This is a genomic window from Halomonas sp. HP20-15 (genome assembly GCF_033446685.1).
Lineage (GTDB): Bacteria > Pseudomonadota > Gammaproteobacteria > Pseudomonadales > Halomonadaceae > Modicisalibacter.
The window spans coordinates 1-13,506 of the sequence record NZ_JAWQLY010000021.1 but is presented as its reverse complement, the minus strand read 5'-3'; the positions used below and the strand labels follow the sequence as shown (position 1 = coordinate 13,506).

Genomic DNA, 13,506 nt, shown 5'->3' with positions numbered 1-13,506 from the left:
TCAGAAACGATTAAACAGTATTTAAAGAGAATAACCAAGCCGATCGATCTCATAAGAATGAAGCTGTTTGATCTTCTCCATCAAGATAGGATGGCTGTCATATACCTCTCTCAAATCTCGCGATTTTTCATGCCTAATCCCCGCTTTAGCACTAAGGCCCTTAAACACCTCGTACAGTCCGGAAAATTCTGGCCTTTCTTCTTCAAGCTTAAGAATATCATATTTAAAGTATTCAAAGCGCAAAAAACGATCAACAGCAAGCCGCCCGTCGATAAAATACTGTTGATTATTCAACCCTAAGAACCTAGCGCCTTCTCCCTCTAGATACCACTGGGAAAGGGTCGATAGATCAGCATCAGGTCCCTGCTTATAGTAAAACAACGAAAGCGCCACATCCCAAGGATTTCTTACAATAGAAATTTTTTCATACTTACACCAATCTTTGCCAATAATCTGCCGGCATGCCTTTGCTGATATATGATTGCTAAGCTCCCTGTCGCCTTTAACATAGTTTTGCGCCCCCCTAAAGCCCAACTCTTTTCTCTTATTTTCATCATCTGGGGATATGGGGGTTATAATATCTGACGCTGTAAGGTACTTTGAAAGAGCCATTTCAAAAGAAGTTCCAGCCACCTTCCTAGCTTTAAGAAAAATAAAACGATATTTATCAGATAGTATCATTTAAAACAAAGCCTTTAACACACCAAATTTGGGCAAACTGAATTAAACTTTAAAAGCAATATGTCACCCAAAGCTCAATCAAATTTCATACCATGGAAATTAAGAATATAGCTTAACCTTTTGACTGTATAATCTTTTGCCCATGCATGCTCATGGTGTTTTCCTAAATAAACATTCGTCATCGCTTGCTCTCCCTTGCTGACGGAATCTTTAACCGCCTTTCTGGAAGTCACATTTACAGCATTCATCAAATTCTGGTCGCTAGCCTTTAACCCTATAATATCGGCTAGAGCTTTTAAGCTTTCCAACGGTTGGTTCTCGAAATCTTCATACTTTATTATAGAGTCGAAACTATCGTAATTTATATTCGCATAAAACTTTTCAACGTATGAACAATTTCTTTCCAAATATTCTTTGTCGCAAGAATTGGGAGCAATATCTTTTTTATACTCATCCTTCCTAAAAGTTCGAGACATAACAACATCAACTGGATTTCTTAACAAGAGGACCACTCTCTTGTTAGGGCTAAATTGAGATAGCTGTTGATGATTTGCTAAATGTGCTGAGTTGCTTAGAGAAGCTGTAAGAGAATCATCAAAAATTCCGCCGGCGTGTACTAAATAAACAACATCTAAAAAAAACTCGGCATCTTCAAGCTGCAGTGTCGAGAGGTACTCCTTGACATCTTTTGGCAGGTAAATTTCCCCACCGTTATGGAAGTCTGCTAACAGACTTAACATGGCTTCAATCCAGTGAGATCCTGAACTACCTGGGTTAACTATATATACATGCTTATTATCAAACCTTTTCCTCAATTGTCCCAGCTTAATTATATCATCAATGTAGCTCTTGGGGTTCTGGCCGTTTGCTGCACATCCTGTCGCTACAAACCTTTTTACTTTATCTGCATTCCTTAAATGTGACTTCGGCCAGAACGACTCCGGTCTCAACAAATAATTTTCGAGAAATGAAGCTTCCATATTAAGCTCTCTGCACCCAATCAAGAGATAAAGGTTGCTTGAGTAATAACCTATGGATTATATCAAGCTCTTTATGGCGACCTACTGAGCCATGGCCAGAAACAGGGTCATCATATTCGTAGAACCTTACCCTAGCTTCGGTTGAATTATTAGCAACCCAGTCTTTATACGCTTTATAATGCTTTTTATAGTGCACGACATCACTTGTATTCTGGAAATAGTGAACATTATAGCTGCCGTCCATTTTTCGCGCATCAAATCGCTCGTGAAAATCCCTGATACATTTCTCTTTATCAAACTTAGAAAATAATACAGGGAGCATTTTATTAAAAGCAGGGTGTATGCTTGCATCTACCTGTATATTACCTACCCACACCGTTGCTCCGGGCAAGCATTGAGCAATTTTAAGAGCAGGAAGTCCCCCTGCGGAAGTTCCAAATAGCACAACATCCTTATAATCTGCTCCTTTATTATCCAATAGTTGCTTGATTATTAATGACACATATTCAGCATAATACCTTGAAGGTGTGCCACAGAACCAAGAGTTAGTTAATTTGTTGTTAAGAAAAAGCCCGGGGTCGAATATTGATATAACATTTGCCGTCAAACTACTACTATAAGATGAGCGCTGAAATACAGGCATCGGCTTGGCTCTTGAGCATGCCCCAGGTGTAAAGATGACCCAATCTTTATGGCCACCATAATTTACGTATATCGGAAAGAACACAGTACGATGTATTACAATAAAGCTATGGTCGCTAGAGTATTTCAATGCTTCAACAATGCTATAAAAAAACTTCAATGAAGCCACCTTGTAATTAAATTAAATCGGCAAGAAGGGAAATGACTTCTTAGCCCTCCCTAGACCAACCCTTTTATCACCTTGTTTCCTGTATTCAATATTTAACCTCTTGCTTCGCAACTCCTTATCCACGAGATACATTCGATCCGACAGTATTGTGTTTACTCTGATAAATGCATGTTTTTCTTTGTAGTCTACTACCCTGTAGTTCTTATCTATTTTTATATGATTCCCGCACTTATAGATATTATCATCGACAACTTCTCTGCTATTTGAATACGTTCTTATGTATGCCAAGCCAAGCGCAATTTTACTATGATAGCATTCCGAGGCTCCCACAATGTTAAAACCATCTAAATCAATATACAAATTATATCCCAAGGAGAAGCTTATAACTGTATTCTCACTTTCCGTGTCTAGGTATTTAGAAAGAACATTAATATAATCTTTGAACAATGCATCATCATCGTCTAGCCGAGCTGTCGCGCAAATCAGTTGTTGTTCCGGATAATGAGCATCCAGAAACAGTTTCATTTGATAACCATAGTCTACGGCGTCAGGGGAAAGGTAACTAACATGCAGCCATTCGTAATCTTTAACTTTTTGTTCTAAGAATTTTTTGTTTTTCCTTGGAAGTTCTGTAGAAGCCATAATCAACACATGAAAATCAACATCGCTTGTACTATTCTTATACGCAGCATCAAGTGATGCTAGTAAATATTTTTCGAAAAAATATTCCCTCATCTTCATTCTTTCATCGCTAAAAAGTCCTGCTTTATACGATAAATAGTCTTCTTGAGCAGCGGACATGTGAAATCCTTGAGTCCTCTCACTGAAGAGAATGCTATACCGAACGGTGACCAAAATGCATTTTTTCATCACTTGTCCTTGCACTTACGCCTCGCGTAGTTGAAGCTTTGCCTTATTAAATAAAATGTTATTTTGCCAATCAAACACTTTTCTGTTGAAGTGAAATGGGGACAAATCCCACTTATGGTTACTATCTGCATACAATATATTAATTGGATATACTATAAAATTCTCTTCAGGTATGAATTTATTTATAAAATCATACATCGCATCGAGCTCGGCATTAGCCTTTTTTATTTTTTCTATTGTATAGCTTCCCACCATGTCTTTTGTGTTGCCAAAACTATCAATGTCGCTAGTGTAGAAAACTTTATTGATGTACGTTTTTTCTATTAATTCGTTTCTTTCCAGGAAGTCGAATAGCCTGTTCGCCCCTTTTTTCCAGTATTCAAATTTTTCATCCGAATAACTAGGAATTAGTTTCATCTTCCTTCCTTCATTACCTTTTTTATATTCTTTTGATACTGTATGAATGACACCATTTTTGATAGTTAAGTTAAACCGCTCATCTATTAAGTCTATTAGTAGAGCGTCAATATCGTTCTTGCTTCTCTCCAGTTCTTTAAAAACTGTTTTTGACATATCAGCACATACCATTTTTCTTTGCCAGCTAGAAGGGATTCGACTTAAAATTTCCTCATCGATTTCTGGCTTGGATGCCAAAGATGCCAAGCTTGAGCGCGCATAATAATTGATCAATTTTAATTTCCGAGGATCCGCTATCTCAAAAGGATCTCGTGAAACGCAGCTACCTAAGACAAAGACATTGACCGGCCTTTTGACCACCTCATCTGAAACAACACTTAAAAGTTGAGTGCTTATTTTTTTAATGTCAAAATTATCGGCAGCTTTTTCCTGCAACAATGCCCTTTCTATTTTTAGACTGCTGAGAGCCTGGGGTATTTCATCTATATTCTGATAAAACCATTCCTTAGGATAAATTTCACAAGCACCGGGCCAAGGCAAAATTATTGGCATACATCCCGCTGCAGCACCATCAGCAACTGTTAAATGAAAACTCTCGTGATCACTTACTGAAAGTACAAAATCAATCCCTGCATACCATGCAGGCATATCATTGCCATGAGGATCGAAAAAGACGGCATTCTTCAGTAAGCTATCGTCATGGAGACGATGGTATTGTGTTTCATACCAGGCCATTTCCTCTGGCCGATTAGCCATCCAAGGGTACTCTTCGGGACGCTTACCTTTAATACGCAGAGTGTAGCCAGTGTCTTTTTTTCTTAGCTCACGGAGTATATCCAAGGCACGATCTAACCGCTTACTCTGTGGCACAATCCCCACCATCCCTAACACTTTACCGTTAGTCGATTTGCGAGGCACTGCCTGAAGAGCGTCAACGTCTACCCCGTTGTAAATAACCGTACTATTCTGACCAAGTATAGGGTTGCGTTGCTGAGCTTCACGCAAAACGTGAGGACCAACGAAGATAACTTTTTCGAATTGTTCAAATGAGATTTTTTCGAAAAGTGGACTGCGCGTTTCTTGTGCATGCAGTCGACCCACCAGCTTTTGCCCTTCCCGTTTATGCTTGCCGTACCAGATGGCGTTTCCCAGCATCCACTCACAGAAAATGGTGTCCGCCTGACGAACCAGGCGCTTGCTGGCGATCTCATCGTGCTGGTTGTGACCGCTCCAGAAGTCGAGCAGGATTCTGATACCCGCCTGAGTAAAGTATGGATAAAAAGGCTTGATAAATTTGAGATCGTGCCCGGCAATCACCATCGTTTTCTTCGATGGGACGTTAGGTGCTTGCTCATGGATGCGCGCGGGCTTACGCAGAGCTAGCGTCGGCTGCTGCGCTGCCCAACCATTGAGCTCGTTGGTTGTTATATCTGTCGGGGCGCAGATTAGTTGAAGGCCAAGATCAATATCCTGACTTTCAAGTGCGACTCCAGGCCATTGTTCATCTGCCAATGCTGCCTCACGGGCAAAGCCGATGCGCGTGTGAGGTGCGTAAAGCGTGGGCCAAGCCAAATCCTCGAAGTCTTCGGGCTCCATGGCCTCCAGCGCGCGAGGATCAGCTAACAGCCAGAGATTGCTCTCTTCGATATTTAGGCCCTCGGTAGTCACACATTCGATACCAGCCGCTTCCAACTGGGCCTTGGCTGCAGCCTGCCATTGATGGGCAACAATACGAATAGGGCGCAGTGTCTGGGCTAACAGGGGCTTGATAGCGGCTTCAGAGATTTCGCTGCTCACCAGTTGAAAGCAGGGTGCCTCAGGCGCCTTCATGATCATACCGGCGGTACGCAACATCTGTACTAGGCGATGCTGTGTAGTATGGGCACGCATGATGGCCCTTGCCCCTTTCAGCGCCGTCCGCCAACGATAGGCTGGATGGTAAAGCAGGTTTTCCAGCGCCTGGGCGGCTTCGCTTTCCGTCCGCACAATGAGCCCAGTGTTCTCGATGTAACGATTCATGCCCAACGCGGGCCCGGAAATTATCGGCGAGCCACAGGCAGCCGTTTCTATAACTCGACGCGAGAACATAGTCGGCGAGTCCAGCACCGAGTTGACGTTGATTTGTACCGGGTGAGCCTTGTATGCCTGGATCATCTCTTCGTAGCTAAGACTTCCGGCCACATGCTCCCCCAAGCCGCCTGGGTACTTGTAGGGTGAGTTTGGATCATCATGTTGTCGATCATAAATAGTGAGGCCAAGTGGTGCGGCTGCACTCATAACCTTGTCCATATACTCGGTACGTTCTGGATACCGATTACCGTAGTATGTACCGCCATAGGCCGCCGTAGGCTGCCACTCCCGCCTTGAGGGTAACAAGTTATGAATCTTCGGTGAGGCATAGAAAGGACAACTGCTGGCAGTGCGCGTCAGCGTGCCCGGAGTAGCCAGGTAGGGAATGATTCGACCACTATCCGTAGTAAATACGTGATCGCAGAGGGTGGCAGCTTTACTGAATCGATCAAAGTGAATGGGATCTTCTTTGTTCCAGAACAGCGAGGGAATGCCTGTATCGCGGCAGTATGCTAGTAGCTCGAAAAGAGGCGCAAACTCATCTTCGCCGTAGTAACCAACCTTTCGGTGCCACTGTTCCTCATTACCGTTCCATGCAGACTCCACAAACATGGCGTCAATGGGTTGTTCCGCCAATTCTTCACGCCAGTTATCCGGCGAAAGGGGCACCACCTTGACGGTGCTTGCCAGGGTATCAGTGGTGAACCGATCGGCTATCAGACCTAGAGTAATTTGCTCCAATCGCTTGGCCGTGATGACTGAGTCAGTCGATGCCGGGGCGCTATAGCTGGTCCGCACACGCTCCAGGGCCTCAGCGTACAGGCTGGTCACATGATTCCAGTTGCGCTCGTGCTCGATCCAAGCGCGGGCCGCCTGGCCTAGGCGCTTGCGTTCTGCAGGACTGTCAATCAACGCCTTGAGCACTCGGCAGAGATCGTCGGCGCTATCCTTAGTGAACAATTGAGCGCGCTGGTTATCTCCCGCCATGATCTTGTGAGGGGAGACATCAGAAAGCACCACTGCCTTGCCCATGGCCATAGCTTCCAAGGGTTTGAGTGGCGAGACCATTTCGGTGACGGCAGACGAGAGACGCGGCACCGGCATGATATCCATACAAGATAAGTAGCGCGGGACTTCATCAAACGGCACTCGGCCAGTAAAACGGCAGTTATCCTGAACGCCCAGCGCCTTGGCCTTGGCTTTAACCGTATCAATTACTTTACCGTCACCAACCAGAACGAAGATAAAGTCTTGGCCTTGATTTTTAAGTAAGGCCAACGAATCAAGCAGCAGTTCCAGTCCCTCGTAGGCTACGGCGCTGCCAGCATAACCGATCACCGGTATGCCGGGCTTCAGATCAAGCTCTCTAGCCACGTTGGCATCAGGTAAGGTGGGCTGGAAGCGCTCGGCATCTACGGCGTTAGGCACCACCACGATGCGCTCGCGTACCACGCCCCACGACGCCAATTCATCGGCGAGCTCATCGGTTAGGGCAATCACCAGATCCGCTTCATGGGCCGCTTGCTGCTCTAACTCGCGCATCAAATGGTAACGTTCGGAATTTGCCCATTCCGGCTGGGTCGACGCTTGGGTTACTTCCCATAGACCGCGCATCTCGTACACGAAGGGCAAGCCAAGGCGCCGTGCTGCCAGCAAGGCTGGCAGCGCCGTAATGTGGTTGGAAGCAGCGACGATCAATTCAGCTCCGCTCGTTTGAGCTTCACGGAAATAGTGGTCAGCGGCTTGTGCCAGGTAATAATCCAGGGGAGTTTTGTTTAGATTCCAACCCGCTATAGCTGCATAGGTGACGCCATCTACCTCGGCCTGATGGTAGCCTTTATTAAGTCCTGCCACGCCAGCATCCCACGGGAAACCAGGCCGTGTAGTGGCACGGATCTCCCAGCCGGAGTTCTTCAACCCGACCGCGATGCCATGTGAGCGAGTTGAGTAACCGTTTGTGGCATGTGGCACAGACTGGTGAAGGCAATAAAGTAAGCGATGTCGCTGGGTAAAAAGACCGGCATTTGGCTGCCGTGGTGGAAGTGCCCATCCTTCCTTTAACCGCAGCATGCCATGCAAGAAGGCAAGAAAACCCTTATCCTTTTTGCTAAATATTGCTCCTTCTCTTTCAAGCTTTTCCAGAATATTTACTGCAGATGTTATTTCGCCGCGCTTATAGAAATGATAACCAGCCTCATCGAAGATCTTGCGATGCTGTTTAGCTTTTAATTTTGCTACCAACAAGGATGGTTTCTTTATAAATTGCACGGCCCTGTTCGTTTTTTTCTTTATTTTTACCAGCGTTTTATATACACCCAGGATTTGAGATCCTTTTTTTATTACACTCTTCCCTTTATTGAACACTCTTCTTTGAAAGGACATAGCAGATTCCAGCCGTCATAGTGGATGAAGCTTGTAAATCAAACCGAATCCCACACTCCCCGGCTATCCACTAAATACTTACTTATAACTTCTGCTGATGGGATTTCCTTAAACTGCTTATGGTCAACAAGCAATACAATAATATCGGCGGCATCTATCGCAACTGAGCATTCGACTAGAGTCGCGCTTCCCAGTTTTTCATCTGGCAACTTACCTATATTTGGTTCTACTATAAGAGACTTACCAGGGTTATTTAAGACTATAGACTCTGCAATTCGTAGAGCCGGACTCTCACGCAGATCGTCTATATCAGGCTTGAACGCCAGCCCAAAGCAGGCAATCGTCACGTCCTTTGCGGTTTTTTCAGGGTTTGCAGATAAATACTTACCGACGGCTTCGTTGACCTTGTCGATTACCCATTGAGGTTTGCCGTCGTTCACCTCGCGAGCGGTGCGGATCAACCGGGCCTCATCCGGCGTCTCGCTGACGATGAACCATGGGTCCACGGCAATGCAGTGCCCGCCTACGCCGGGGCCGGGCTGCAGGATGTTGACGCGGGGATGGCGATTGGCGAGACGGATCAGCTCCCACACGCTGATATCAATCTTGTCGCAGATAATGGAAAGCTCGTTGGCGAAGGCGATGTTGACGTCGCGGAAGCTGTTCTCGGTAAGCTTGGCCATTTCCGCGGTGCGTGCCGTGGTGGTGATGCACTCGCCTTTCACGAAAATCTTGTAAAGGTCAGTGGCCGCTTGTGAGCATTTGGCCGTCATGCCGCCGATCACCCGATCGTTCTCCACCAATTCCCGTATCACGTGGCCCGGGAGAACCCGCTCGGGGCAATGTGCAATGCGAATGTCGGACTCTTCCCCATGGGTTTGCGGGAAGGTCAAATCCGGCCGCGCCTCGGCCAGCCATCCAGCCATGCTCTCCGTGGCGCCGACCGGCGACGTCGACTCCAGAATTACAAGGTCGCCCTTCTTGAGTACGGGCGCGATCGATTTGCTGGCCGCCGCGATATAGCTGAGGTCGGGCTCGTGGCTGGTGTGTTCGGGGTTGGTCTTGAATGGGGTGGGCACTGCAACGAGGAACGCATCGGCCGGTTCGGGTGTCGTCGTCGCCTTTAGATAGCCCTGCTCGACGGCGGCATGCACGATGATGTCGAGCTCGGGCTCGACTATATGAATCTCGCCTTTGTTGATCGTATTGACCGCATGCTCATTGACGTCGATGCCAATCACCTTCTTGCGGCGTGAAGCGATGACGGCAGCCGTCGGCAAACCAATATAGCCCAGGCCAACTACGGAAATTTTATTGAATTCCATGTGCTTCCAATCCATGTGTACAAAACTGTGAGCGGATGTACGAAAATGCAGATGCTGTGCTTTTAAGGCTGTCTGTTTGCGAGTATCTCGAGGATGCGTGAGCAGGCCTTGCCATCGCCATAGGGGTTGTGGGCGTAACTCATGGCTTCGTACGCCTCCTTGTCGGTAAGCAGCACGTTCAGTTCGTTCACGATCTTGTCGACGTCGGTACCCACGAGCTTCACCGTACCGGCCTGCACGGCTTCCGGCCGTTCGGTGGTTTCACGCATGACCAATACGGGCTTGCCGAGCGAAGGCGCTTCTTCCTGTATGCCGCCGGAGTCGGTCAAGATGATGTGGGCGCGATTCATCAGGTAGACGAACGGCAGGTAGTCCAGCGGCTCGATCAGGTGCACATTGTCGACGTCACTCAGCAATCGGTTTACCGGTTCACGCACATTCGGGTTCAGGTGTACCGGGTAAACGATTTGTGCCTCGGGGTGCTGGGCAGCGGTATCATGCAGGGCCCGGCATATGCGATCGAAGCCTTCGCCGAAGCTCTCGCGCCGGTGCCCCGTCACCAGGATCAGCTTTCGCTGGCTATCCAGGAAGTCGAAGTGCTTTTCGAAGCGCTCCCGATAGGCGTCGTTACCCTCTAGCTTCTCCACTACCTCGAACAAGGCATCAACGACGGTGTTGCCCGTCACATGCACCTTGTGGGGAGAAACGCCCTCTTCCAACAGGTTCTGGCGTGAACGATCCGTCGGGGCGAAATGCAATTCGGCAAGCGCACCGGTCAACTTGCGGTTGGCTTCTTCGGGCCAGGGCGAATAGATATTGCCGGTGCGCAGCCCGGCTTCGACATGCCCGACAGGGATCTGCTGATAATACGCCGCCAGGGTAACGGCAAAGGTCGTGGCCGTGTCGCCATGCACGAGAACGATGTCCGGCTTGATCTCATTGAGCACGTCCCGCATCCCTTGCAGGATGGTGGCGGTCACATCAGTAAGATCCTGCCCCGGCTTCATGACATTCAAGTCATGGTCCGGCTTGAGGTCGAACAGGGCCAACACCTGATCGAGCATCTCGCGGTGTTGGCCGGTAACGCACAAGTGGGCATCAAAGCGCTCGTCGGCGGCAAGCTGCAAGGCAAGAGGCGCCATCTTGATGGCTTCGGGGCGGGTGCCGAACACGCTAAGAGTCTTGATGGGCATATATGTCGTGTAATAGTCGTTTGTATTAAAGAAAAAAGCAGTACGGACCTTGAGCCCGGCTACTCACTCGACGGTAACGGTTTTGGCGAGATTGCGCGGCTTATCGATGTCGGTGCCCTTGACCCCAGGCCGACGTGAGAGGAAAGCAAGCTGTAATGGCACGCTATATACGCTGAAGCTGCCCTTCGGCTATGCAGGCGATACCCGCCGAGTCATAGCCTCGGTATTCGAGGCGATTTAATCCTTCAAGCAAAATCGGAGTGACGTTACGCAGACTGGCTGCACCAACAATCCCGCACATTACAGCACCTTCAGCAGTTGGCTGATGATTTCACCCTGCGCCATTGTCTCGGTATTGACCGACAATTCCGCCGCCCGGGGCACTTCATAGGGGCTGTTGATGCCGGTGAAATCCTTGATCTTGCCTTCGCGGGCCTTCTGGTAAAGCCCCTTGGGGTCGCGTTGTTCGCATACATCGAGCGGGGTATCGACGTGCACCTCGATAAAGCCGTCTTCGTCGAACAGGGCGCGCACGTTGTCGCGGTCCTTGCGGAACGGCGAGATGAACGCGGTGATGACGATGATCCCGGCCTCGGCGAACAACCGGGCGACTTCGCCGATCCGGCGGATATTCTCGGCACGGTCGGCTTCGCTCATCCCCAGGTCCTTGCACAGCCCGTGGCGGATGTTGTCACCGTCCAACAGCATGGTGTGATAGCCGCGCCGGTTGAGCTCGACCTCCAGGGCGTTGGCCAAGGTCGACTTGCCGGAGCCCGAGAAGCCGGTGAACCAGACGCACTTGCCTGCATGCCCCTTGATCTGGGCGCGCATCGCCGGCGTCACGCTGGCGCGATTCCAGACCACGTCGGCCTTGCTGTCGTGGGTGCGGTATTCGTAGGGCAGCTCACTGTCCAGTGGCTTGTGGATCATTCCCGCACCGACGGTGACGTTGGTCAGCCGGTCGATGACGATGAAGCTGCCGGTACCCGGACTGGTACGGTAGTCGTCCACCGGGATCGGCGCGGTCAGCTCGACCCGGCAGCGGCCGATGGCGTTCAGATCCAGGTATTCCGCGTGGCGTTGCTCCAGGGTGTTGACGTCGACCTGATAGTCGATCGCCGTCACCTTGCCGGCGAGATCGCGGGTGGCGAGCTTGATGTCGTAAAGCTTGCCGGGCTCCAGCGGCGTTTCATGCATCCATACGATGTCGCTTTCGAAGGCCGAAACCAGCGGCACTTGCTCTTGATCCCCTACCAGCCAGTCGCCCCGCGAGATGTCGATCTCGTCTTCCAGGGTGACGGTGATCGCCTGGCCCGGGTAGGCAACGTTGAGGTCGCCGTCGAAGGTGACAATGCGCTCGACCTTGCTGGTCTTGCCGGAAGGCAAGGCACGGACGGTCTGGCCGGGACGCAGGATGCCGGCGGCCAGCGTGCCGGCGTAGCCGCGGAAGTCGAGGTTGGGCCGGTTGACGTACTGCACCGGCAGGCGCAGGTCGGCGAGGTTGCTGTCGTGAGAAATCTCGACGGTCTCGAGCAACTCGAGCAGCGGTGTACCCGGCTGGCCGTCGTCGCTCCGGTACCAGGGCATGCGCTCGCTGGCATTGACGACGTTGTCGCCTTCCAGCGCAGAGATTGGCACGAAGCGGATATCACGAGCATTGAGTTTGTCGGCAAGTGGCTGGTATTCGGCGACGATCTCGTCGAAGCGCGCCTGGGAATAGTCGACCAGGTCCATCTTGTTGACAGCGATCACCAGGTGCTGGATGCCCAGCAGGTCGGCGATGAAGCTGTGGCGTCGGGTCTGGGTCTGCACGCCGTGCCGCGCGTCGATCAGGATCACCGCCAGGCTGGCGGTGGAGGCGCCGGTGGCCATGTTGCGGGTGTACTGCTCGTGCCCCGGGGTGTCGGCGATGATGAACTTGCGCCGGTCGGTGGAGAAATACCGGTAGGCGACGTCGATGGTGATGCCCTGCTCGCGCTCGGACTGCAGACCGTCGACCAGCAGCGCGAGATCGACCTTGTCGCCGGTGGTGCCGCTGGTCTTGGAGGCCTGGGTGATCGCGGCGAGCTGATCCTCGTAGATCATCTTGGAGTCGTGCAGCAGCCGGCCGATCAGCGTCGACTTGCCGTCGTCGACGCTGCCGCAGGTGATGAAGCGCAGCAGGTCCTTGTTCTCGTGTTCCTGCAGGTACTGCTCGATATTATCGGCGATCATCGGGGAGGCATGGGACACAGTTTTTCTCCTTCTGGGGGCACATGCGCCACGAGCTTCGAACTGCGAGCTACGAGCAGGCCGTGCCGCCCTTATGTTCAGTTGTTAAACGCGAGAACTAGTTGCCAGTGATTTGAGCAAGGAACCGAGCATTCGAGACAGCGCCATCGCTTCACTTCGCCATTGCTGCCCCACGTCTTCGGGAATGTAGCCGACTTCAATACCGATCAACGTCTGCGTGGCAAACTCACCACACGAGCCTTTGGCGATAGAAACGAAGCGGAACTTCTCCCGCTCGGTAAAGCGTTCGAAGCCTTCAGCAATATTGCTGGGGATCGAAAGCGCAGAGCGTGTGATTTGGTCCTTGAAGCCAAAATCTCGGAGGCCACGGAGTTCACGATAAACATCGACACTGAGGCGTTTGCTACGCTGCCAGACTTCCATCTGTTCGTGTCGCATGGCCAGTTTCGCTTTGGTTGTGGCTTACCTTAGCTCGTAGCTCGTAGCTCGTAGCTCGTAGCTCGTAGCTCGTAGCTCGTAGCTCGTAGCTCGTAGCTCGTAGCTCG

Annotated in this window: 9 protein-coding genes; all 9 read right to left on the bottom strand. The window is 50.1% G+C overall.

All coding sequences use genetic code 11. The features are described 5' to 3' along the window. Positions 1-21 precede the first annotated feature (21 nt). The 9 genes from R6258_RS18215 to R6258_RS18175 all read right to left on the bottom strand — a co-directional run bounded on the left by R6258_RS18215 (position 22) and on the right by R6258_RS18175 (position 13,399). Entirely contained in the window at positions 22-681 is a 660-nt protein-coding gene (locus R6258_RS18215; protein ID WP_318453286.1) for a hypothetical protein, read from the bottom strand. A 74-nt stretch (positions 682-755) separates the two neighbouring features. Next, positions 756-1,661, bottom strand: a complete 906-nt coding sequence (locus tag R6258_RS18210; protein ID WP_318453285.1) for a sulfotransferase domain-containing protein — start codon at positions 1,659-1,661, stop codon at positions 756-758. A gap of 1 nt (position 1,662) precedes the next feature. Then, positions 1,663-2,463 carry a hypothetical protein gene (locus R6258_RS18205; RefSeq protein ID WP_318453283.1) on the bottom strand — a complete coding sequence of 267 codons (801 nt, stop codon included), beginning with the start codon at positions 2,461-2,463 and terminating at the stop codon, positions 1,663-1,665. Positions 2,464-2,484: 21 nt separating this feature from the next. Beyond that, positions 2,485-3,342 (bottom strand): glycosyltransferase, encoded by an 858-nt coding sequence (locus R6258_RS18200; RefSeq protein WP_318453316.1) that lies wholly within the window; start codon positions 3,340-3,342, stop codon positions 2,485-2,487. Positions 3,343-3,357: 15 nt separating this feature from the next. Continuing rightward, complete coding sequence (locus R6258_RS18195; protein ID WP_318453281.1) at positions 3,358-8,211, bottom strand: DUF6270 domain-containing protein; 4,854 nt, start codon at positions 8,209-8,211, stop codon at positions 3,358-3,360. Positions 8,212-8,249: 38 nt separating this feature from the next. Further along, positions 8,250-9,536, bottom strand: a complete 1,287-nt coding sequence (gene wecC / locus R6258_RS18190; protein WP_318453279.1) for a UDP-N-acetyl-D-mannosamine dehydrogenase — start codon at positions 9,534-9,536, stop codon at positions 8,250-8,252. 62 nt (positions 9,537-9,598) lie between these two features. Beyond that, the gene (gene wecB, locus R6258_RS18185) at positions 9,599-10,723 is read right to left on the bottom strand and encodes a non-hydrolyzing UDP-N-acetylglucosamine 2-epimerase (RefSeq protein WP_412176395.1); all 1,125 of its coding nucleotides are present in this window, start codon (positions 10,721-10,723) and stop codon (positions 9,599-9,601) included. Between the two features lie 306 nt (positions 10,724-11,029). Then, positions 11,030-12,961, bottom strand: coding sequence for a sulfate adenylyltransferase subunit CysN (gene cysN / locus R6258_RS18180; RefSeq protein ID WP_318453276.1), 1,932 nt, complete (start codon positions 12,959-12,961; stop codon positions 11,030-11,032). Positions 12,962-13,045: 84 nt separating this feature from the next. Continuing rightward, entirely contained in the window at positions 13,046-13,399 is a 354-nt protein-coding gene (locus R6258_RS18175; protein WP_318453274.1) for a four helix bundle protein, read from the bottom strand. Between the last annotated feature and the right edge of the window lie 107 nt (positions 13,400-13,506).